General features: G+C 47.7%; 15 protein-coding genes. 5 read left to right on the forward strand and 10 right to left on the reverse strand.

Going from position 1 to position 22,701, the window contains the following annotated elements; genetic code table 11:
* Positions 1-23 precede the first annotated feature (23 nt).
* Positions 24-881 (reverse strand): YDG/SRA domain-containing protein, encoded by an 858-nt coding sequence (locus KHO06_RS11915; protein ID WP_212581638.1) that lies wholly within the window; start codon positions 879-881, stop codon positions 24-26.
* Positions 882-1,221: 340 nt separating this feature from the next.
* On the opposite strand from KHO06_RS11915, the gene KHO06_RS11920 reads away from it, so the two are divergent.
* Both KHO06_RS11920 and KHO06_RS11925 read left to right on the forward strand, forming a co-directional pair.
* Positions 1,222-2,550: a sphingomyelin phosphodiesterase gene (locus tag KHO06_RS11920; RefSeq protein ID WP_212581639.1), complete on the forward strand. Its 1,329-nt coding sequence runs from the start codon at positions 1,222-1,224 to the stop codon at positions 2,548-2,550.
* Positions 2,547-3,506 carry a chromosome partitioning protein ParA gene (locus KHO06_RS11925; protein ID WP_212581640.1) on the forward strand — a complete coding sequence of 320 codons (960 nt, stop codon included), beginning with the start codon at positions 2,547-2,549 and terminating at the stop codon, positions 3,504-3,506. The genes KHO06_RS11920 and KHO06_RS11925 overlap by 4 nt, the downstream gene beginning before the upstream one ends.
* 222 nt (positions 3,507-3,728) lie before the next feature.
* Here the strand turns inward: KHO06_RS11925 and trpS are convergent, their stop codons facing one another.
* On the reverse strand, positions 3,729-4,751 hold the full coding sequence (gene trpS / locus KHO06_RS11930; protein WP_212581641.1) for a tryptophan--tRNA ligase: 1,023 nt from the start codon (positions 4,749-4,751) through the stop codon (positions 3,729-3,731).
* A gap of 797 nt (positions 4,752-5,548) precedes the next feature.
* On the opposite strand from trpS, the gene katG reads away from it, so the two are divergent.
* Positions 5,549-7,729 (forward strand): catalase/peroxidase HPI, encoded by a 2,181-nt coding sequence (gene katG / locus KHO06_RS11935; RefSeq protein ID WP_212581642.1) that lies wholly within the window; start codon positions 5,549-5,551, stop codon positions 7,727-7,729.
* A gap of 142 nt (positions 7,730-7,871) precedes the next feature.
* Here katG and KHO06_RS11940 read toward each other — a convergent pair whose 3' ends face one another.
* The gene (locus tag KHO06_RS11940) at positions 7,872-9,320 is read right to left on the reverse strand and encodes a lytic transglycosylase F (protein ID WP_212581643.1); all 1,449 of its coding nucleotides are present in this window, start codon (positions 9,318-9,320) and stop codon (positions 7,872-7,874) included.
* 252 nt (positions 9,321-9,572) lie between these two features.
* Here KHO06_RS11940 and KHO06_RS11945 point away from each other — a divergent pair, with 252 nt between their 5' ends.
* Positions 9,573-10,529, forward strand: coding sequence for an AEC family transporter (locus tag KHO06_RS11945; protein WP_045453126.1), 957 nt, complete (start codon positions 9,573-9,575; stop codon positions 10,527-10,529).
* Positions 10,530-10,664: 135 nt separating this feature from the next.
* Here the strand turns inward: KHO06_RS11945 and KHO06_RS11950 are convergent, their stop codons facing one another.
* From KHO06_RS11950 to KHO06_RS11960, 3 genes are all read right to left on the reverse strand, one after another.
* Positions 10,665-11,366, reverse strand: a complete 702-nt coding sequence (locus tag KHO06_RS11950; protein ID WP_212581644.1) for a DUF1028 domain-containing protein — start codon at positions 11,364-11,366, stop codon at positions 10,665-10,667.
* Between the two features lie 24 nt (positions 11,367-11,390).
* Positions 11,391-12,782: a TIGR00366 family protein gene (locus tag KHO06_RS11955; protein ID WP_045378038.1), complete on the reverse strand. Its 1,392-nt coding sequence runs from the start codon at positions 12,780-12,782 to the stop codon at positions 11,391-11,393.
* 133 nt (positions 12,783-12,915) lie between these two features.
* Positions 12,916-14,163 carry an allantoate amidohydrolase gene (locus tag KHO06_RS11960; RefSeq protein WP_212581645.1) on the reverse strand — a complete coding sequence of 416 codons (1,248 nt, stop codon included), beginning with the start codon at positions 14,161-14,163 and terminating at the stop codon, positions 12,916-12,918.
* Between the two features lie 238 nt (positions 14,164-14,401).
* On the opposite strand from KHO06_RS11960, the gene KHO06_RS11965 reads away from it, so the two are divergent.
* A complete protein-coding gene (locus tag KHO06_RS11965) occupies positions 14,402-15,148 on the forward strand; it encodes an FCD domain-containing protein (RefSeq protein ID WP_212581646.1) in 747 nt (248 codons plus the stop codon).
* Between the two features lie 29 nt (positions 15,149-15,177).
* On the opposite strand, the gene KHO06_RS11970 is transcribed toward KHO06_RS11965, so the two are convergent.
* The 4 genes from KHO06_RS11970 to KHO06_RS11985 form a co-directional block, all read right to left on the reverse strand.
* Positions 15,178-15,630 carry a MarR family transcriptional regulator gene (locus tag KHO06_RS11970; protein ID WP_212581647.1) on the reverse strand — a complete coding sequence of 151 codons (453 nt, stop codon included), beginning with the start codon at positions 15,628-15,630 and terminating at the stop codon, positions 15,178-15,180.
* A gap of 773 nt (positions 15,631-16,403) precedes the next feature.
* The gene (locus tag KHO06_RS11975; RefSeq protein ID WP_212581648.1) at positions 16,404-19,565 is read right to left on the reverse strand and encodes an efflux RND transporter permease subunit; all 3,162 of its coding nucleotides are present in this window, start codon (positions 19,563-19,565) and stop codon (positions 16,404-16,406) included.
* 2 nt (positions 19,566-19,567) lie between these two features.
* Entirely contained in the window at positions 19,568-20,704 is a 1,137-nt protein-coding gene (locus KHO06_RS11980; RefSeq protein ID WP_162092628.1) for an efflux RND transporter periplasmic adaptor subunit, read from the reverse strand.
* Positions 20,705-21,057: 353 nt separating this feature from the next.
* Entirely contained in the window at positions 21,058-22,695 is a 1,638-nt protein-coding gene (locus KHO06_RS11985; protein ID WP_212581649.1) for a methyl-accepting chemotaxis protein, read from the reverse strand.
* Positions 22,696-22,701: the final 6 nt, after the last annotated feature.

Consider the following 22,701-nt stretch of genomic DNA (forward strand, 5'->3'; position numbering starts at 1 on the left):
AACTAGTCGCCCATGGTTGGTAACTAAATCTCAAAATAATGCTCACGGTGATACTGAAGAAACGCCTGTTCAATCTTGTGTTTCTTGTTCAGTGTTAATTGCCCCTTCAGGCCAATCAACGTGAAGTCATCTGCGATTGAGAACACACCGTTATCAAACATCACGTGGTGGTTTGGACATAGGCACAGAATGTTTTCGACCACATCAGGTCCGCGATGCGGTTCACCCAGCGGTTGAATATGGGCAGCTTCTGCGTAGTACCCTGCTCCAGTATCAATGGCTAAGCCGCATACTTGGCATTGGTATTGATGCCAGTCTTTCACCTGCTTTGCCTTTCTATAATCACGCACGATCTTATTGATCGTTACTGCTTGACGAGACGTTACCTCATAACGTGCTTTGGTTGCGTCTTGCACTTCTGCCGCAGGTTCCGAATCAACTTGGACAAGTTTATAACGCCATACTTTGAAGCCGGATAACCCTTGCTCACACCAATAATCTTGAACGCGATATAAGCCCGCATATTGATAACCTTTAGCAGGAGAATAATGGCTTTGGTGTTTATGACTTCGAGTAACTCGGACGGGTAAACCCTCTAGCTTGTTTCTAGCTAGAGCGAGGTTGGTGCGTTCTAATTTTTGATCGGCAATTTGTTTATTGGTGTTTTCGTCACGACCGCCAGCTCCGGTATAGATGATGACATCGCCAAAATCTTCGTCGTCTTCATAACCGCCGGAAAGCACGATTGAATCAGCGCCTTCTTTAGCGCCACCACTGATACCAGCCTGCGTTGGAGGATGAATGCCAGATTTGGCTAACGCCGCTCGATTTTCAAACATGTCACCGATTTCGGTATCGGGTATGTGTCCAAAAACTCTCATAGTAAAACCTTGTATGTGTACTACTCAGTGAGAAAAACCATCGCAAATAGCGGCGGTATTCCAACCGATACATACGCTAACGGTATCACATTCAATCAGGCTTATACGCGGTAAACATTCTCATTTTTCACAAGAAGTTTTTGTGGTGACAATCGTTTATTTTCATATAGATAGAGAGCAGCATCGGGTAAACAAAATGCTCGATATTACATCTCTAACAAAACAAAGATCACAACTTATTATCAAAGTCCGACGTGCGGTTTGCTGTCATCCATATTTAACGTGCTAGTCATAATTATCAATAAGAATAATAACTCTAATTCGACATATGGACAGACAGATGAAACTAACACAATGGATTATTTGGCTAAGTGGCTTACTAGCACTGCCAAGCTTCGCAGATACCGATATATACCTAACGAATAACTCGGACCAACCTTTAACGATTCAAGTCACTCACGAAGGCAGTGACTTATTGGAATACGGCGAAGAGTGGCAACAACATGTGCAAGTACTTGGCCCGTGGGAAACCAAATCAATTTTAAGTTTTAACCGCTGGGAAGGCGTTCGAACCGGTCAGCAGTATCGCTTCGAGACCGTTGTTTCTAACCCCTTGGGTGAAAGCATTACTTTAAAGCAAGTGATGGACGGCCATTGGTATAACTCCACCATAAAATATGGTGTAACCGCTGCCGATGTGGTTCTGGCATTAAAAGAGGATCGCAACATCCACCGCTCTGCGACCGATGCATTTGGTACTCGTACAACCGAGCTGGCTTTTAAATCCAACAAAACCGCTCGCTACGATGACTTGTATTACACCATCACGCCGAACAAGGTCGATGAGATTGCCGATGACAACGAACAACACCTTAAGTTGGTGACTTACAACATTTGGGCACTACCAGCAGTAGCTTCTCACATTGGTGACCGATACGAGCTGATTCCTGAATACGTGAAAGGCTACGACGTGGTCGCGCTGCAAGAGGTGTTTGCGGATGGTCGAGAGGCGTTTTTGCGTGAGCTTGCTAAAGAATACCCATATCAAACCAAAATGCTGGATAAGGATGGCTTCAACATTCATGACGGCGGCGTGACGATCGTAAGCCGCTACCCTATCGTGAATCAGGCGCAGTACGTCTTTCCCGATTGTTCTAGTACTGACTGCTTCGCCGACAAGGGCATAAATTATGCGGAGATCATTAAAGGTGGTCAGGCTTACCATGTCTTTGCTACTCATGCCGCCTCTTCTGATACCGACATCGCGCGTGAGCATCGTCAGCGTCAGTTCAAGCAGATGCGTGCGATGGCTAAATCCTTGAATATCCCAGCCAATGAAACCGTGGTTTACAGCGGCGACTTTAATGTGAATAAGTTGAAGTTTCCTGGTGATTACCAACAGATGATCGCGAACCTCAGCGCGGTTGAGCCTGAGTATTCTGGTTATACCGCGTCGACGTTTGACCCGCGCATTAACAACTTTGCAGGCAAAGCGTTATCTGGTGGCGACAATGTGGAGTACCTCGACTACGTGATGGTGAGTAGTGAATATGGCGCGAAGTCGTTTAACGATAACCGTGTAGATGTGCCACGCTCAACGGCAGCAAGTCTATGGAAGCATTACAATCTGTCGGACCATTTCCCAGTTAGTACAGTGCTCAAGCCATGAAGCCAATCGCGTTAATTACTGTGTCCGCTGTGGTGGCGGGCACAATTTGGTTTTCAGCCAATGGAGGCAAGAGTGGAAGCTTATTGCCGTTATCTTCTGCATTGGAAAAGGTTTCTGAACCCCAAACGAACGACGGAGCCTCTTTAGGGGTGAGTCAGTCGACTGGTAAGGTCATAGTACCGAAAGCCAGCGAGACGCCCTCTCCGATTGAGGCCATGTCTAAGCGCTTTACTGAGCTAAAAGGACGAGCATTCAAAGCAGAGATTGAGGTGTTTTGGCATACGTGTATGTCTGACCACAACTGCGAATCTCAATTGGCTGAGCTTGAAGCACATTTGTCTGCGGAGCGTTTTGCCCTGCTAGCGAATTACCACCAGCTCAATAGCCTTTGGCAGCAAAGCTTGGGAAATTTGTTATTTGATGAGCAACAGCCGTTGGCGTCTCGTATCGCGCTTCTCAAATCAGAAGCAAAAAAGATTTGGGGTGAACTGGCAGAAGTGATTTTTGCTGATGAATTCGCGCTGTACGATTTTAGTTTGCAAGCCGAGCAATTGGCTTCAACTCCAGCTCAAGACTATGTACAAGCCTACGAGGATTTGCTCCAAACGTGGCAAGGCAGTGAGGCCGCGTTGGGGTTAGAGAGCCACCAAGCCAAGTATGAGCGTGCGGTCGCATTGATTCCTGACGGCGTAAGTGAATCAGAACGTGAGGCATTGATTCAGACATTTCAACAGAGCTACCTTTCTGAGCAAGAGAGTGAGGAGATAGTCGCCCGAGAGCAGCAAATTACAGAGCAAAAGCAGCAAGTACGCGATTATCAAAGTGAGTTGCAGCAACTAGAATCAAGGCTGGCGTCGCAAAGAGCCACCAGCCACGCGAATTGGTCAGATTCCGAGTGGCAACGTTATTACCAACAAGAGGTTGCGGATTTTCGTCGTGAGTTCTTCGCGGGTTAATCACTCACTTGTTTATTGAGGTGTAAGGATAACCAAGAGATTCCCTACTCACTCATTCTCCACTCTAGGAAATGACGCAGTTGCGAGTCTCAGTGCGAGTTAAGTCCCAATAAACCATCGCCCAAATCTCAAACGGGTCATTCCAGCAAGCCTAGGCGCGACTAGGAATCTAGCGACAGCGAGCTGGAGCTTATGCAGAGCTCGCTGTCACCGAAAGCGACTTCAGAACAGGTTCAAACCGAATACGCCTTTCACATCAAACAGAACTTGTTCGGTTTTCTCACGTGAGCGTTGGCTGCCTTGTTTAAGTATGTCGATCAGCTGCGCTTTGTCGTCTAAGAACATCGCACGTTTTTCTCGGATTGGTCGCAGCATTTCTTGTAAGCACTCTTCTAATACTTTCTTGGTTGTGCCGTCTCCCAATCCACCACGACGGTAGTGCGCTTTTAACTCTTCCACATACGCTTTATCGGTATGGAACGCATCCAGATAAGTGAACACGATGTTGCCTTCTACTTGGCCTGGGTCTTCGATGCGTAAGTGGTTTGGATCGGTGTACATAGACTTCACGGCGGCTGAGATTTCTTTCTCTGTCGCGCCTAGGTTAATGGCGTTGCCCATGCTTTTCGACATCTTGTTTTTGCCATCAGTACTTGGCAAACGTGGCGCGTCACTCAGCAGCGGACGACACTCTTTCAAAATCTCTTTTCCGCCAAGATGGTTTATCTTTCTTACGATTTCATTGGTTTGTTCTAGCATCGGCAGTTGATCATTACCAACAGGGACTAAGGTTGCATGAAAGCCAGTGATATCGGCCGCTTGCGAGATTGGGTAAGTCAGGAAGCCAGTTGGAATCGAACGTTCGAAGCCCTTGTTTTGAATTTCATTTTTTACGGTTGGGTTACGCTCTAATCGCGCGATCGAAACCAAGTTGCTGTAATACATGGTCAGTTCAGCAAGCGCTGGCACTTGAGATTGTAAACAGATGGTGGTTTGAATCGGGTCGATGCCCACAGCGAGATAATCGGCCACCACGTTTAAGATATTGGAGGAAACCTTGGAAGGGTTATGCGCGTTATCGGTTAAGCCCTGCATGTCGGCAACCAGAATGGTTTGGTCATGTTGAGATTGCAGCGCAACGCGTTGTTGCAGAGAACCAACGTAATGGCCTAAATGCAATGGGCCTGTCGCTCGGTCGCCAGTAAGAATGATTTCGCGTTGTTGGGTATTTTGTGTGGTGTTCATAACTTATCTCCGAATAAATTTAGATCGCTACTGGAGATAAAAAAGACAAGACACGCTTAGCTACCGTCCAGCAGCGTAAGAATGTCAGGATTCCGCGCCGCTCTAATTAGAGCGCCACCAGAAGAAGTTTGATGAAGGAGTAAATGTCGTTTTCATGCCTTTTAACCTAACAAGGAGCAGAGCTGAAAACAACCCTACTCCTTGTACAATTTGATTTTTCAGTTTTGACACGTTCGCCAAAACCGCATCAAATCTGGATATACATGGCGATGACCAGGGCGGCACCAAACAGGCTGCCTGATACAAACGCGCACAATACCGCTTTGTTTTGTTTGCTTCTCATCCTTTACTTCTCGACTTTAGAGCACCCGAGCAACGCTGCTTGCTCCGTTCTCATATTGAGTGGGACAGTGGTAAATCCTTTTCGGTAAATCGATACATCACACTTTCTTCGATTCACTCTGCTGAATACAGCCTTACGATTTTTGGCCAAAACTTAAACCACTTCGTCCGAGAAGTGTGATGACGTTAGAACAAGTTCAATGAAAGCCAACATGATTTACACAGGTACGTTTCTTAAAAAGCGCAGTTTAGACTCTTCGGTAAGAAACCGATTATTTCGATTTTTAATGGATAAGAACTGAACTTATTTAGCATCAAATACTGTTAAATGGGATAAGGATGACGCGGATCATCTTTTGACCAAAACCTTGAAAAATAGAGCGAAACCACGAAGGCGAAATACGTAACCCATAACTAAACTTTCAGGACACTAACCCCCAGTCAGGGAGCAAGAGATGAGCGACAAAAACCATCACTCCAAATGTCCTGTTATGCATGGAGCGAATACTAACCAACAAGCCAGCGAGTTCAATTGGTGGCCGAAAAGCCTCAACCTCGACATTCTTCACCAGCATGATCATAAGACCGATCCAATGGGCGCGGACTTTAACTATGCCGATGCATTTAACTCGCTCGATTTTGATGAAGTGAAAAAAGACCTGAAAGATCTGATGACTGACAGCCAAGATTGGTGGCCAGCGGATTGGGGCCATTACGGTGGCTTGATGATTCGCATGGCGTGGCACTCAGCAGGTACGTACAGAATTGCGGATGGTCGTGGCGGTGCGAGCCGAGGGAACCAGCGTTTTGCGCCACTCAACAGTTGGCCTGATAACGGCAACCTCGACAAAGCACGACGTCTATTGTGGCCAATCAAAAGAAAATACGGCAATAAGCTCTCTTGGGCCGATTTAATGATTCTTGCTGGCAACATGGCTTATGAATCGATGGGCTTTAAAACGTTCGGTTTTGCTGGCGGTCGTGAAGACATTTGGCACCCAGAAAAGGACATCTACTGGGGCGCAGAGAAGGAGTGGCTGCAACCGAGCGGCGGTGAGAATAACCGTTACTCTGGCGAGCGCGATCTTGAGAACCCACTCGCCGCGGTGATGATGGGCTTGATTTACGTGAACCCAGAAGGCGTCGATGGCAAACCAGACCCACTCAAAACCGCACACGACATGCGAGTCACCTTTGCGCGCATGGCAATGAACGATGAAGAAACCGTTGCACTAACCGCTGGCGGTCATACCGTGGGTAAAGCTCATGGTAATGGCGATGCTTCGGTACTTGGGCCAGAGCCTGAAGGCGCAGAAATTGAAGACCAAGGTTTTGGCTGGCTTAATAAGACCTCTCGAGGCATAGGACGTGATACCGTCACAAGTGGCGTTGAAGGCGCGTGGACGACGCATCCAACGAAGTGGGATAACGGCTACTTCCACTTGCTGTTCACCTACGATTGGGAAATCACCAAGAGCCCTGCTGGCGCCGCCCAGTGGGAACCGATAGGCATCAAAGAAGAAGACATGCCAGTGGATGTGGAAGACTCAAGCATCCGCCACAATCCGATGATGACCGATGCGGATATGGCGCTCAAGTATGACCCAGAATATCGCAAGATTGCAGAGCGCTTTCGTGATAATCCAAAAGAGTTCGAAGACTGTTTTGCTCGCGCTTGGTTCAAACTAACACACCGCGATTTAGGCCCTAAGTCTCGCTACCTTGGCCCCGATGTGCCAGCGGAAGGTTTGATTTGGCAAGATCCAGTGCCACCGGTGTCTTACTACCTGTCTGAAGACAATATCGATGCACTGAAGATGGCGATTCTCAATAGCGAATTGAGCATTGCTGATCTCGTTTCCACAGCATGGGACAGCGCACGTACTTACCGCGGCTCTGACCGTCGCGGCGGTGCAAATGGCGCTCGCATTCGTCTTGCCCCACAAAAAGACTGGGTAGGTAACGAGCCAGAAAGGTTGCAGAAAGTGCTCAACGTACTGGATTCAATTCGCACGACGCATCACTCTCCTATCAGCATGGCGGATTTAATTGTCCTTGCTGGCGGCGTAGGCATCGAGAAGGCTGCATCGAATGCGGGGATGAACATCTCTGTACCATTTAGCCAAGGTCGCGGAGACGCCACGGATGCCATGACGGATGCGGATTCATTTGATGTGCTGGAGCCCATTCATGATGGCTTCCGCAACTGGCTGAAATCCGATTATGTGGTCACTGCGGAAGAGCTCTTACTGGAGCGCAGCCAGTTGATGCAATTGACCGCCGTCGAGATGACAGTGCTTATCGGTGGTATGCGCGTTCTCGGCACGAACTATGGAGGTACGAGCCAAGGTGTGTTCACCGATAACGTCGGCGCTCTGACCAATGACTTTTTCGTCAACCTCACCGATATGAGCTACACATGGCATCCAACCGGAGACAACCAATACGAAATCCGTGAGCGTGCTTCTGGCCAAACAAAATGGACAGCATCACGCGTGGATTTGGTGTTCGGCTCTAACTCCGTACTTCGCTCTTACGCTGAGGTTTACGCTCAAGACGACAACAAAGAGAAGTTTGTGCAAGACTTTGTGGCCGCGTGGGTGAAAGTGATGAATAACGATCGCTTTGACCTATAAAGCATATTGAGCAATACAAAGAACCTCCCTGCGCACTCGACAGGGAGGTTCTCGTTAATGATTTCGAGAGCCGCGAGTTTAAAGTCCATCAGTTCGACCTGAATGTATTCGAGTCAGGAAAAGGCAAGCGTACAATTGCGAACTAATAATAGAGCTTAATCGCAGAACGTTTGTAAGGTGGATGAAGGTAAGGCTCAAGCTCACTGCGGCGGTTGTTCAATCGCTCTAAAAGCTTATACGCAATGAAGTAGCGGTTAATGTTAGTCACATAGCGTATTGGCTCCATCCCTATGTATTGTCGCGTCACCACTTCCACATTATCGAACCATACATTTGGGTCATAGCCTTTTTCTTCTGCGATTCTTCTCATCTTTCTGATGTTGCCGGGCCCTGCATTGTAGGCCGCCAGACAGAAGTAAATAACGTCGCTTTCGCTTATCGCCTCATCGTTAAAAAAGTACTTCCTCAGGTAGTGCATGTATTTCAAGCCCGCGTGAATATTGGGCTCTTTTTCGTAGATATTGGAGATGTTTATCGCTCTGTCTCTTGCTGTGGTCGGTAATATTTGCATGATGCCCACGGCACCTTTGTGCGAGATAACATTCTGATTCAACCCCGACTCTTGAAAGCCTTGCGCCATCATCAATAAGTGGTTGAACTGATACTCTTGAGCATAAAGATAGAAGATATCCCAGAGCTCTTTAGCGCGTGTAACATTCTCTCGCTTGAGGAACTTCTTTAACCACTTGTCGTTTTCTAGATACCTTTCATTGACCACATTGCCGAATAAGGTGCCAATCCTGACTTGCTTGATGAACTTGTTTACCGCTTGCTCAAGTTGCGGGGAGTCTTTTCTTATTCCCCAAGCAATTTGCGCATTGTTTCTTACCGTCAATTGATCATGGAAAATGACATCAGGGAAGATATTGCCCCACATGCCCGTCTTATGCTGATCAAGCACGGTGACATCAATAAAGCCAGCGCTGATCATCTCAAGGATCTCATAGTCTTGAATGATCTCATCAAGAAACATGATATTGATGAGAGGCTTCTTTTTGATGCTTAAGTAGTTGTTCGCCTTCGTTAAGCTCTTGTGATAGCTGGAGCTCTCTCTTACCCAGATGTCTAACCCACTCAGTTCGTCAATGGTTGTTATGTCTGAGTGCTTGCCGTTAGTTACGATGATTTCCGAGACGTTTTCCCGTAATGGCGCGCTGAATGCGATCAGCTCTTTACGCTCATTGGTGACGGTTAAGTTCGCCACGATGATGTCACCATACCCAGCGATCAGTTTGGGGATGAGCTCATTTCTCGCTACAGGAATCACCTGAATGTTTATCGCCTTGTTGTTCTTGTGCAAGTGGCGTTCAAGTTCATGAATGAGTTCAGAGATGATGCCTTTCGGCTTGCCGTTTTGGACGTAGTAAAAACCGAGATCAGCAGAGACGAGAATGCGAACGGCTTTTTTCTCCTTCAACACTTCCAAATCCCCAACATAAGGCTCGGCCCTTAGCGGCGACAATTCCAAAGCAGGAGTGGAAAATGAAAAAGACAAAAGAAACAGAGCGATACAAAGTACTTTACCCATCATGAGGTTATCCGTTCGCAAACCACTAATGATAATTTTAGCAATAAAAGACTCTATACACGTATGTGAGGAGCAAAACGATTTACACAGTGAACGCACCATTTAGAACAAAATTGTCGAGCCTGTTCCCTCTAATCTTTGCCAGAACCCCGCAATTACTGAAGAAAATATCATCACCCTACTGTTTCCCATCGTTAAGTTATGGTTCCATTGGGAAATAACTAGAAAGAATACTTTTTTGCTGCGGATACACTCATGGATGCTGTTTTACATCAGTTGCAATTCTCGTTGTCGATCACTGGCCCCATCTGCTTAATGCTGGTGTTGGGCGTTATCTTCAAACGCATTGGGCTTATCAACGACAACTTTATCGAAGTCGGCTCTAAACTGGTGTTTCAGGTCACGCTGCCTGCGATGTTATTTTTGAGTATCGTCGTTTCCGAGCACGACTTCTCCGCAGCCAGTGGCTTTGTCAATTACGGCATTGTTGCCAGCATTTCGTTTTTCATCTTCACCTATATTTCCGTCAAACTGTTCTTCAAATCTTCACCAGACCAAGGTGTTTTGATTCAAGGTGGCTTTCGCGCCAATACAGGTATCATAGGTATTGCGTATGTGGCGAATGCTTACGGTTCACAAGGTGTTGCTCTGGCTGCGCTTTATGTCGCGGTAACGACCTTTATCTATAACGTGCAAGCGGTGATTTGTTTGTCTCCCAAAGGAGCTACGTCTGGCTCTCAAGCCGCCAAACTGATGATGAGAACCTTAACCCGCAATCCGCTGATCATCTCGATTGTCTCTGGCATGGTGTTCTATCTTCTGTCTATCCCAGTCCCTGATGTCGCGATTGATGCGGGCAATTATCTGTCGAAGATGACGCTTCCCCTCGCTCTGCTGTGTACTGGCGGTTCACTCGATTTAAGTTTGATGAAGAAAGAGAAAGGACCGTCTTGGTTTGCCAGCAGCTACAAACTGATCGTTGCTCCTATCGTGATTACCACAGGTGCGTATTTAGTCGGATTTAGAGGGATTGAGCTGGGCATTCTGTTCTTTATGAACGCCTCTCCTGTGGCGGCAGCAAGCTACGTTATGGCACGCTCAATGGGAGGTAATTCTGTCTTGGCGGCGAACATCATTGCTTTGACAACCGTGCTTTCAACAGTGACTTGTACCGTGGGAATTGTGATTCTAAAAGCGTATGGCTTAATCTAAACGCTCGAATGGAAGAAGCGGTGCGAGTGGCTGGAGAGGCATGAACAGCTAGAAAACCACGAATAACTAGAAAGATACCAATAGAGACAATAAAGCCTCAGCGAACTGAGGCTTTATGCTTGTACTTTTGGTCACTTACTGATTCGGCAATCCGCTTAGAAACTCTTGAAAGCTGGGTGCTCGCACACGGCTCAGTACCTTCCTCATATCTTCTATCAAGCTATCGTCAGACCAATCAACACGAATATCAATCGGTGCTTGCGTATAGCTCTCGATACGAAGAGAGGCAGAATACGTACCGCGCTTATCGCCGCCCGCTGCCAATGCCGCTTCTAATGCGTTAACCAGCACTTCCGCCAGTGTTGCCTCGTAATCATCACGATATTGAGGTTTGCCCCCCAGTTTCACTTGCTCTGCATTAAGCATCGTCTGAGCCATGAACGAATCAGCAAATGCCTCAATAACTGCGTTATTTTCTAGCATGTTGCCCGCAACCGCTACGTCTTGATACGCAAGAGAACCCACGTGCGCGATGTTCTCTTCGCCATTGATAAACGCCGCATGGCCGTGCTTATCCATTACCATGCATTGTCGCTTGGCAAACTCGGCGTCACTCTCTTTCAGACGTTCAACAACATCGTGGCAAGAAAGCCCTTGAGATAACCATCGATTGGCATTGTCTGCATACCAAGGGTTAGTAAAAAAACCTTGGGTTGCACAGGCGCCAATCCCGCGCCAACTGTGGTTCACGTAACCACCAACGGCAACGCCGCCAGTGGCTGTAATGGAAGCCGATAACCCCGTTTCAGGATTAACGTGAATAAGTGAAATCGTCATAGATTCTCGATATAAAAAAAGATCTTAGTAGCCAACCATTTGTCCAATAAACAGCGCCAACCAACACAAGGCGTAAACAAATACCATGAATGGCATAATTGCCTTTAACCACTGCTCGTAAGAAACACGCCCCAGCGCCAACATCGCTAACGTACCACCAGAAGTCGGTACAATAAGGTTTGTAAGACCGTCACCCACTTGGAATGCTGTGATCATTAGCTGACGGCTCATACCAGTAAGGTCTGCCACAGGAATTAGGATTGGCATGGTCACCATTGCCTGACCAGAACCCGATGGCACGAATAGGTTGATCACACCTTGCACCACACTCGCGACAATCGCAGAGATGGCAATCGGCATATCTTGGATCAGTGAGCTTAACGCGTTAACGATTGTGTCGATGATTTGTGCTTGGTCGAGGATGATTTGAATCGAAGCCGCGACACCAATCACCAACGCACCTGCGGTTACGCCCGATGCACCTTCCATCATTTGCTTGACGATGCCATTCGCACTTAAACCGTTCACCGCGCCGATCACAATTGCCATCAATAGGAACAAGCCTGCGATCTCGTTGATGTACCAACCGTTGGCAAATACACCGTAAAGCATGATACCAAGACCAGCTAAGAATACGCCCAGCGTCAGTTTGTCTTTCTTCTCTAGGTGGTATTCCGATAAATCTTTGCTTAAGCCTTCAGCTGAATCTGGCTCTTTAAACTCCATCTTCGCCACGCGGGTACAGATGTAGTAAGACAACAATGCAAGAGAAGCAATTACCATCGCTGCACGCAGCCAAGCGCCAGAGAAAGTTGGCAGCTCTGCAATACCTTGAGCCACACCTACGGTATAAGGGTTGATTGGTGACAGTGCAAAGCCTACACCGATACCGCCCACTGCCATTACCGTGCCTACAAGGCTGGAGTAACCAACCGCAGCAGAAATCAGAACCGCAACCGGAACAAGCGCGATGTTGTTCTCAAAGCCTACCGCCACGCCAAAGAAACCGTAAATAAAGGTGCCGATGGTGATGATCAGATTACGGTTCTTCACACCCGCTTTGTTTACCGCAACACCGATTGCGTTTTCTAGCGCACCAGTACGTTGCAAGATGTGGAACAAGCCACCAGCGATAAATACGATGAACAGGTAAGGTGCCGCGCTGATCAAACCTTTCGGAATCGCGACAAAAATATCAAAGAAATGCACCGCAGGCACATCACTTAGATAGGCAAATGAGTTAGGTACAACGGTAGTACGACCGTCCACCACAACACGTGAGAATTCCCCGGCAGGAACAACAAAGGTCAGTAGATACGTTGCCACCAAGATCATAAAGATCAGGACCATTGGGTCCGGCATACTTTTGTACCAAGCCTTCTTCTGTGTTGTCTCCATCTTCTTTGTCATATCCATAACAAAATCTCTCCTTAGTATAGGAATGAAAACCCATTGGTATGAGCCTTCACATTCACAAGCTAAAACCAAGTCTTGGTTTTGAAAGTAAAAAAGAGGATGAATCCCCACCCTCTTTTGTGTTATTTCGCTTTTATTGGTGTTTCATCAGCATGCAGAAGTGGTTCAGCACCTCTACTGCGGCAACAAGATCTTGTTGCAAAATCGCCTCATCAGGGTGGTGACTAACGCCGCCAGTACAACGCATAAACAGCATTGCAATATCCGTCAGTTCGCACACCGCTAGACCATCGTGGCCTGCGCCACTGAATAGGTGTTTGGTGTCAATGTTGGATAGCTCGATCGCTTGAGTCAGCGCCGCAGAAAGTGAATCCGAACAGGTTACGGCCGATTGCTCGTAAGTTTGCTCGTGGCGATACGCGAGGTTGTACTGCGCCATCAAGGTTTCGATGTTCGTCAGCATTTCTTCTCGCGCAGCAATACGAGAAGCATCGTTTGGTGAGCGAAGCTCAATGGTGATGTCCGTTTGCTGAGGAATCACATTCACACCGTTCGGGAAGTTGGCAATTTTGCCCACGACACCCACTAGGTCGTCTTCACGTTTGCACAGTTGATCAAACATGTGGATGACCTGAGCTGCCCCGACTAACGCATCTTGACGCATGTCCATTGGCACTGTGCCCGCGTGTCCGGCTTTACCAACAATCGACAAGGTATGACGCTCGATCCCCGTGATGGCAGTAACCACACCGACTGGCAGATTCGCTTGTTCAAGCTGCGGGCCTTGCTCAATGTGCAGTTCTACAAAACCAAGCACTTTATCTTTGTCGTAAGCGTCTTTTTCGATTTGCTCTGGATGGCAACCAAACGACGTCAATGCTTCACGCATGCTCACGCCATTAGCATCTTGTGCGTCCAATACACTTAGATCGAATGTGCCAGATATCGCTTTTGAACCGAGCAATGTCGATTGGAATCGAGTGCCCTCTTCATCGCTGAAGGCGATCACATCGATATTGAATGGAAACTCGAGTTTCTGCTGATGAAAATAGTGAATCAACGCAACCGGTAGAATCACACCCAAGATGCCATCGTATTTACCGCCATTTGGCACCGTGTCTTGGTGGGAGCCAAAAATCAGCGTCTGGGCATTTGGATTTGGGCTGTGGTAGCGACCAATAAGGTTTGCAGCATTGTCCATGCGCACTTCCATACCAGACAGCAGCATCCACTCGCGCAGTTTTTCATTCGCTTTCGCGTGCTCTTCACTGGCACACAAACGAGTAACACCTTCGCTATCTGGGTCTTGGGTTTGGCTGCATTGAGCAATGTCTTCCAACCATTCCCACGCTAGGCTGGCAGTTTCTACAAATTTTTCCATTTTGAATCGCTCTTTTTCTAACCATGTTTATTTTTAATTTATCATATAAATATCAAATGAAAGATATTTATCATGATAAATAGGCTTTTTTTGTGAGAGCGATTCGATCGATAATCGGATGGTTTCATAATCAACAACCCGTACTTTTTCCAAAAAAAGAAACGTAGAAAACAGGTGACATCCTTTGAATTTCCTTCAGAATTCAATAGGTACCGCGAGAAAAACCAGCGAGGATAATGTGGCAAGCAGCGCAAAAGGACGTAGAACTCAACAACTGGCCGAATCGATCAAAGCGTGGATTGTCGATCAAGCTTTGCAACCTGGCGATCGTCTCCCAAGCGAAGCCGACGTGATGGAAACTTTTGATGCGTCAAAAAGCACGGTGCGTGAAAGCATGCGCATCTTAGAGGCACAAGGTATTATCTCGACTAAGACCGGGCCAAAAGGCGGTGTGTTTGTGAGCGAAATGAGTGAAAACAAAGCTCAGGCGCTACTGAGTAACTACCTGTTCTTTAAAGACGTTTCAATTTCTGACCTATACCAAATCCGCTTATCGCTAGAACCAGAGATCGCGGCATCGTTGGCGGGCACATTGACCGATGAACAACTTGCTAGCCTCGATCAGCAAATCGATAAGTACCAAACGCCACCAGAAGATGTGTATCAAGAACGCGAACACCACATTGCATCGATTGAGTTTCACAGCCTCTTAGCGAGCTATTCTGGCAACGAGCTGCTGAAGTTTGTGGTTCGCTTTACTGCACAAATGCTTACCGAGCTTACGATTTATCGCAAACTGTATGAACCGGGTAACCACAAGCTGTGGCACACGGGCGTGCAAAGCCAGCGTTCATTGGTGGAAGCATTAAGCAAAGGTGACGCGTCGAAAGCCAAGCACATCATGGAACAGCACATGCTGACTGCACATCAATTAATGAAGAAGCAAGAAGCTGAAGTGGCGAACCGCTTCCTCACAGAAAGCTAAGTGGCTCGCCATCATCTAAAAATAAAGAATTAAGGGTGATTGGCTAATGTCATTTTACGGACCAAACGGAAGAATTCATCGGATTCCTCCTCCGTCAGACAAGAGAAGAAATCCTGCTTGAGGTTAGTCATGATGCGATGCACTTTGCGTACCGCTTCTACCCCTTCTTTGGTGAGCGTCAGAATCTTTAATCTCTGATTGGTTTCACACTTAGATACTTGAACAAAGCCGCGCTTCTCTAAGTTATCCACCATGCGTTTTGCGACGCTTCGCTCCGTTAGAACCGCGTCCGCCAATTCTTGCTGGCTCATTGGCTGAAACTCTTCCAACGCCGCCAAGGCACTCGCCATTTCTAACGTCATTAAGTCCTGACGCGATAGCTCTGCTTGGGCACGATTGCGAAAGATTCGGTTCATCACGCTGCACACAAACATCGGGCTTTGATCCAACACGGATATCGGAGAAATTTTCTGATCTTTCATACTTGCCTATTCTACTTTCGGCTTTGTTTTCATTTGGATAGTACTGCGTTTACGAGAGATTCCCGACTGCGCTCCTTTGTCGCTTTCGGGAATGACGAGAAGCATAACCGAGAGAGCGACACCCCGTCATTCCGACGAGCCTAAGCGAGATCAGGAATCTAACTGCCACACGCTCTCACTCAATATTTCACATTAAGTCACAGCACTCGGTGAGCAGATTCTGAATCATGCTCGTCCCTCGCTGTTCAGAATGACGAGAAACATAACCGAGAGAGCAACACCCCGTCATTCCGACGAGCCTAAGCGAGATCAGGAATCTAACTGCCACACGCTCTCACTCAATATTTCGCGTAAAGCCACAGCACTCGGTGAGCAGATTCTGAATCACGCTCGTCCCTCGCTATTCAGAATGACGAGAAACATAACCGAGAGAGCAACACCCCGTCATTCCGACGAGCCTAAGCGAGATCAGGAATCTAATTGCCGCACGCTCTTGGCTCAATATTTCTCATCAAGCCACAATACTCGGTAAGCAGATTCTGAATCACACTCGTCCCTCGCTATTCAGAATGACGAGGAACACAACCGAGAGAGCGACACCCCGTCATTCCGACGAGCCTAGGCGAGATCAGGAATCTAATTGCCACACGCTCTTGGCTCAATATTTCACCTCAAACCCAAACTATCCAATTGAATCCAAAAATAAAGGACGCCGAAGCGCCCTTTTCTTGTACTTATTAGCAATAGTATAACTTAGTCTTTAGCGCTAAGTCTTACTCTTGGCTTGCCGTTGGTTGTGAAGTAGATTCCACTTGCTCTTTTTGTGCTTCTTTTCTCGCGCGGCGGTCAAACAAACGCTCAACCACGACGAAGAACACCGGCACGAAGAAGATACCAAGCAAGGTCGCACTTACCATACCGCCAAGTACACCTGTACCTACCGCGTTTTGACCCGCAGAGCCTACACCCGCACTGATTGCCAGTGGCACTACACCCAGACCAAACGCAAGCGAGGTCATGATGATAGGACGAAGACGAACACGTACTGCGTGCAGCGTTGCTTCAATCAAGCCCGCACCTTTCTCGTAGTATTCCTTCGCAAACTCCACGATAAGGATCGCGTTCTTCGTTGCCAGACCAACAGTGGTCAACAAGCTTACTTGGAAGAATACGTCGTTATCCATTCCACGAGTCATGACCGCAAGTACCGCGCCTAACACACCTAGAGGCACTACAAGCACAACCGCGAATGGTACTGACCAGCTCTCATAAAGTGCAGCTAGTACAAGGAAGACAACCAGAATCGACAGCGCATAAAGCATTGGCGCTTGGTTACCTGATAGACGTTCCTCGTAAGAGATACCGTTCCAGTTCACCGTAAAGCCAGGAGGCAGTTTCTCTACCATGGCTTCGATTTCTGCCATCGCTTCACCAGTACTTACGCCCGGAGCCGCCCCACCTTGGATGTTCATCGCAGGTAGACCGTTAAAGCGTTGCAATAGTGGAGAACCGTAAGTCCACTCACCCGTTGCGAATGCCGAGAATGGCACCATTTCGCCCTGTGAGTTACGCACATACCAAGAGTCGAAGTCTTTCGGCTGCATGCGGTGTTCTGCGTCACTCTGTACCATTACCTTCTTCACACGTCCGCGGTCGATGTAATCGTTGATGTACGCACCACCCCATGCCGAAGCTAGGATTTGGTTTACATCGTTAATGCTCACATCAAGCGCACGCAATTTCACATGGTCGATATGCACTTGGTACATCGGCGCGTCTGCTTGACCGTTTGGACGCACACCCACCAGTTTCGGGTTTTGTGCTGCCATACCTAGGATTTGGTATTGAGCCGCCACAAGCGCTTCATGACCGTTACCGGTTGAGTCTTGTAGATAGAAGTCGAAACCAGTCGCGTTACCCAACTCTTGAATCGCCGGTGGTGCAAACGCAAACACCATTGCTTCTTTTATCGTTGAGAAGTAACCCATCGCACGACCTGTCAGCGAAGCCGCATCCGAACCCGGAGCTTCACGTTCTGACCAATCTTTCAGACCGATAAACGCCATACCCATGTTCTGACCTTGACCCGCGAAGCTGAAGCCCGCAACCGAGAAGACAGATTTAACATTGTCTTTCTCTTCTTCAAGGAAGTAGTTACGGACTTTTTCTAATGTCTTTTCAGTCTGCTCTTGAGTCGAGTTCGGTGGCAAAATTGCCATTGAGAACACGGTACCTTGGTCTTCGTCCGGTAGGAACGACGTTGGTAGGTTCATGAACAACCAACCTGCGCCCGCGCTCATTGCCGCGAATACTAACAGCATGCGACCGGTGCGTTTTAGCATTTTCGCTACGCCCGCTTCGTAACCCGCCGTTGCCGCATCAAACTTACGGTTGAACCAGCCGAAGAAGCCTTTCTTATCCGAAAATTCTGCGTCACCTTTTTTCAGCAAGCTCGCACAAAGTGCCGGAGTAAGAATGATCGCCACCAATACCGACAGCGTCATCGCCGCTACGATGGTGATAGAGAACTGACGGTAGATAACACCAGTTGAGCCAGACATGAACGCCATCGGTACGAATACCGCAGACAGCGTCAGACCAACACCCACTAGCGCGCCAGTTATCTGCCCCATTGACTTCTTGGTTGCTTCTTTTGGATCAAGACCGTCTTCGTGCATTACACGTTCCACGTTCTCTACTACTACGATCGCATCGTCCACCAGCAAACCGATGGCCAGAACCATCGCAAACATGGTTAAGGTGTTAACACTAAAGCCGGTCGCGTAAAGGATTGCGAACGTACCCAACAATACCACCGGAACCGCAATCGTCGGGATGATCGTTGCACGGAAGTTCTGCAAGAACAGGTACATGATCAAAAATACCAACACGATCGCTTCGAGCAGTGTCTTGATTACTTCTTTGATCGACGCATCAACGAATGGCGTTGTCTCAAACGGGTAAGCGATCTTCAAGCCGTCTGGGAAAGTCGCGCTCAACTGACCAAGACGTTCTTTTACAGCTTCTGCCGTTTCTAGCGCATTCGCACCAGTACCGAGGGAGATACCAAGACCTGCCGCTGGGAAGCCGTTGTACTGACCTTTGATGCCGTAGCTTTCTGCGCCGCGCTCAACACGCGCCACGTCTTTCAGGTAAACGTTCGAACCGTTCGCTTCTGATTTCAGAATGATGTTTCTGAATTCAGCTACGCTGGTTAAACGACTTGCTGAAGAAATCGTCGCGTTAAGCAACTGACCAGACTGAGCAGGTGCTGCGCCTAACTGACCAGAAGAAACCTGTGCGTTTTGTTCACGAATCGCGTTCGCAACATCGATTGCCGTTAGGTTGAACTGAGTCAGTTTGAATGGGTCTAGCCAAACGCGCATTGCGTATTGAGAACCAAACGCTTGCACTTGACCTACGCCCGTTACACGGCTGATCGGGTCTTGAATATTGGTAACAACAAAGTCGCCGATGTCGTTTTCTGTGAAATCAGGGTCTTCAGAGTAAACCGCCACAACCATCAAAAATGAGGTGTTAGATTTGTTTACGATGATACCTTGGCTTTGTACTTCCATCGGAAGCGACGTCATCGCCAATTGCAGTTTGTTCTGCACCTGAACTTGCGCGATATCTGGATCGGCTTCGCTATCAAACGTCAGCGTAATGGTTGCGTTACCAAACGCATCACTGCTTGAGTTTAGGTAACGTAGGTAGTCCAGACCTGTCATGTTTTGCTCGATAACCTGAGTCACTGAGTCTTCTACGGTTTTCGCAGAAGCACCAGGGTAACGGGCATTGATAGAGATCGTGGTCGGTGAAATCGTCGGGTATTGAGAAACCGGCAAGTTGAACAGAGACATCACGCCCGCCAACATGGTCAGAATCGCAAGTACCCAAGCAAATACCGGACGATCGATAAAGAATCGTGCCATGATTATGCCTGCTCACCCGATTGAATGGTCACTGGGTTACCCGGTTGGATCATCTGTAGGCCGGTTGTGATGACTTTATCACCCACTTTAAGACCTTCTGTGATGCGCCATTGGTTACCAATAGACTCAGCCGTCGTCACTGGAGTGATAGACACCTTATTGTCTGCACCCACCGTCATGACGGAGGCTTTACCCGTTGCGTCGCGCGTTACTGTGTTTTGTGGGATAAGAATCGCCACAGGGTCCACACCTACTGTTACCGTTGCGCGCACGAACATGCCTGGTAGCAATAAACCATCTGGGTTCGCGAATTCTGCACGTAGCGTTACGCTGCCCGTACTTTCGTCTACGTTCACTTCAGTAAACTTCATGGTGCCTTTGTGTGCGTAAGTCGAACCATCTTCAAGCGTTAGTGTCACTTGAGCGGACTCGTCTTTTTGCAGATGACCTTGTGACATCGCTGCTTTCAAACGGAGTAACTGAGCAGAAGATTGCACGATATCAACATTGATTGGGTCTAGCTGTTGGATAGTTGTTAACGTCGCCGCTTGGTTTGCCGTTACCAGCGCACCCGCCGTTACGTTAGACTTGCTGATCACACCGCTGATTGGCGCTTTCACTTGTGCGTAAGACAGATTGATCTTCGCCGTGTTGATTCTCGCTTTCGCTACCAACACTTGCGCTTTCGCTTCTTTGTAAGCTGCTTCTGCTTCATCTAGATCTTGTTGGCTGATCGATTTCTTGGTGATCAACGCGCGGTAACGACGAACTGTTGAGTACGTCGATTCTTCCGATGCTTGAGCACGGATCAGTTCAGCTTCTGCGCTTAGTAGGTCTGCTTGGAACGTAGAATCGTCGATCTGGTAAAGGGATTGACCTTGCTCAACCACACCACCCTCTTCAAAATTACGCTCAGAAATAATACCCGTTACTTGAGGGCGAACTTCTGCCTCTTTAAACGCTCGGCTACGGCCCGGCAGTTCTACTGTTAGCGCTTGGCGAACAGGTTCAACCGTCATTACCGTCACTTCTGGTGTCGGCACTGGACCACCTTGCGCTTGTCCTTCTTGGCTCTGTTCACACCCGACCAATAATAGGCTCGACGCAATCAAGAGCGATAGCGTGGTTCTACGTGTCATGCAAATTCTCTCTTCCTAACTAAAAAACGTGACTCAATAAAAAGTCAGCAAATATTAGTCGGGATGATAATTACTCAATGTTGTACATACAACAAAATTTACCGCTCTTTACGATAGACAAAAATGTTTGTTCTAAAGCTGTTATTGATATCTCAATTCAGCCTCTTTTTTATTGGAAAATAAATTTTCTGTGAGCAATCGAAATCACATTTTTCTCAATAAAAACAAGAAAAAAGAGTAGACAAAACGAAAGAATTCGTGACAAAGAGCGTCTGTATAGAGATAAGAGCTAGAATTAATAAAACCCACCTTTTGTGGGTTTATTAATATTTAACGACGATCAGGTAAAAATATTAAACGCGGAACTGACTAACTTGTTTGTCTAGCTGCTGAGTTTGCTCTGATAGCATAGAAAGTGACTGTTGTGCTTGATTCACCACATCCACTATCGACGTGCTGCTGTCTGCGATACCTTGAACGTTGCTGTTCACTTCATCACTCGCTGAGCTTTGTTGGCCCGCTGCTGTCGCAATGTGCGTGTTCATCTCGTTCATGCGTGCAATCGCGTTGAGGATTTCAGCCAAGGATTCTGTCGCCAAACCTGCCGATTGAATGGTGTCTTCGCTGCTGGTTTTACTGCCCAGCATCACTTCCACCGCCTGAGCAGCACCCGCTTGCAGCTTCTCAATCATGGCTTGGATCTCGCCAGTGCTCTTTTGCGTGCGGCTTGCTAGGGAACGCACTTCATCCGCCACCACAGCAAAACCACGACCTTGCTCACCCGCACGTGCCGCTTCAATCGCTGCGTTCAATGCCAACAAGTTGGTTTGTTCAGCGATACCACGGATAACGTCCAATACCGACGCAATGTTACTCACATCGCTGTCTAACGTATTGATCACTTGGCTTGCACTCTCAATCTCGCCCGCAAGATCACGAATCGCAGCAACGGTTTGTTCCAAAATCACGTTGGTATTGGACAGCTCTTCATTCGCCGTTTGGCTTGCCAATGCTGCTTCTGTCGCGCTATCACTTACGTTACGGCTGGTCACCTGCATTTCATGCACTGCCGCTGCCACGGCTTCACTGTCACGTTGCTGATCAACGGTTGAGCTAGCAATCGTCGACGTAAGAGAGTTCAAGTTACTCATTTCATGACGAAGCGTCTTCGAGCTTTCTACTACTTGTGACACCGTCGCTTGGATCTTAGTAACGAACTGGTTAAAACCACCAGCCAATTGACCGATTTCATCCTGAGAATGGATGTTAATACGCTGACTTAGATCGCCTTCACCAGAGGCAATTTGCACCATCGCCTCTTTGATATTGTTGATTGGCTTAACCACGGTTTTAAGCAGCAATACCATCATACCCAGTGCCGCAATAATCACGATAGCAATGCCCGCCTCTAGAATGAACTCTGCACGCAGACCTGCTGCATTGATCTCCGACTTCAACGCCTTTTGCTTAACTTCAATCGCATCTTTAACCACGTTTAACTGCTTGCGAACGGCAACAAACTGGGTATCAAATAGTCCTTTGCGCTCGCTGTAGTAACTTGGCCATTGTGCTTGCGGGCTGTGAATCATCTCTTCATAGCTATCGAGCCATTTCTGACCTAATGACACAAGCTTATTAATTTCCATTGTTTGATGGGCAGGCAGAAGACCAGCTTGAGTCAGTTCGAGCGCTTTCTGCATTCGTGGTAAGGCTTTGTAAGCATTGTCTTTATATTCAAAAAGGTGATGGTCGATCTCTTGCTGTGTTTCTGCCAACGCTAAGGCTTGGATAGCAGAAGTCGCTTGATAAAGATCGCGGTAGGCATCTTCTATCGTGAATAGGTTTGGAATGATTTGCTCATTAAGTGTGTCGCTTAGCTCCGTTTGTTTCCACATGGTAAGAACATTTAATACCGAGCTAATGGTCAGTAATGCAATCATCAAAGATAGGGGGAGCACTATCTTTTGCTTGATAGACAGGTTGCTGAACATGAATAG

Origin of the sequence: Vibrio sp. B1FIG11 (assembly GCF_905175335.1) — a bacterium.
GTDB classification, from domain to species: domain Bacteria; phylum Pseudomonadota; class Gammaproteobacteria; order Enterobacterales; family Vibrionaceae; genus Vibrio; species Vibrio campbellii.

Excerpts from the sequence above, each read along its gene's own strand:
- KHO06_RS11915 (WP_212581638.1), bottom strand. The coding sequence starts at position 881 with ATGAGAGTTTTTGGACACATACCCGATACCGAAATCGGTGACATGTTT.
- KHO06_RS11920 (WP_212581639.1), top strand. The coding sequence starts at position 1,222 with ATGAAACTAACACAATGGATTATTTGGCTAAGTGGCTTACTAGCACTG.
- KHO06_RS11925 (WP_212581640.1), top strand. The coding sequence starts at position 2,547 with ATGAAGCCAATCGCGTTAATTACTGTGTCCGCTGTGGTGGCGGGCACA.
- trpS (WP_212581641.1), bottom strand. The coding sequence starts at position 4,751 with ATGAACACCACACAAAATACCCAACAACGCGAAATCATTCTTACTGGC.
- katG (WP_212581642.1), top strand. The coding sequence starts at position 5,549 with ATGAGCGACAAAAACCATCACTCCAAATGTCCTGTTATGCATGGAGCG.
- KHO06_RS11940 (WP_212581643.1), bottom strand. The coding sequence starts at position 9,320 with ATGATGGGTAAAGTACTTTGTATCGCTCTGTTTCTTTTGTCTTTTTCA.
- KHO06_RS11945 (WP_045453126.1), top strand. The coding sequence starts at position 9,573 with ATGGATGCTGTTTTACATCAGTTGCAATTCTCGTTGTCGATCACTGGC.
- KHO06_RS11950 (WP_212581644.1), bottom strand. The coding sequence starts at position 11,366 with ATGACGATTTCACTTATTCACGTTAATCCTGAAACGGGGTTATCGGCT.
- KHO06_RS11955 (WP_045378038.1), bottom strand. The coding sequence starts at position 12,782 with ATGGATATGACAAAGAAGATGGAGACAACACAGAAGAAGGCTTGGTAC.
- KHO06_RS11960 (WP_212581645.1), bottom strand. The coding sequence starts at position 14,163 with ATGGAAAAATTTGTAGAAACTGCCAGCCTAGCGTGGGAATGGTTGGAA.
- KHO06_RS11970 (WP_212581647.1), bottom strand. The coding sequence starts at position 15,630 with ATGAAAGATCAGAAAATTTCTCCGATATCCGTGTTGGATCAAAGCCCG.
- KHO06_RS11975 (WP_212581648.1), bottom strand. The coding sequence starts at position 19,565 with ATGGCACGATTCTTTATCGATCGTCCGGTATTTGCTTGGGTACTTGCG.
- KHO06_RS11980 (WP_162092628.1), bottom strand. The coding sequence starts at position 20,704 with ATGACACGTAGAACCACGCTATCGCTCTTGATTGCGTCGAGCCTATTA.
- KHO06_RS11985 (WP_212581649.1), bottom strand. The coding sequence starts at position 22,695 with ATGTTCAGCAACCTGTCTATCAAGCAAAAGATAGTGCTCCCCCTATCT.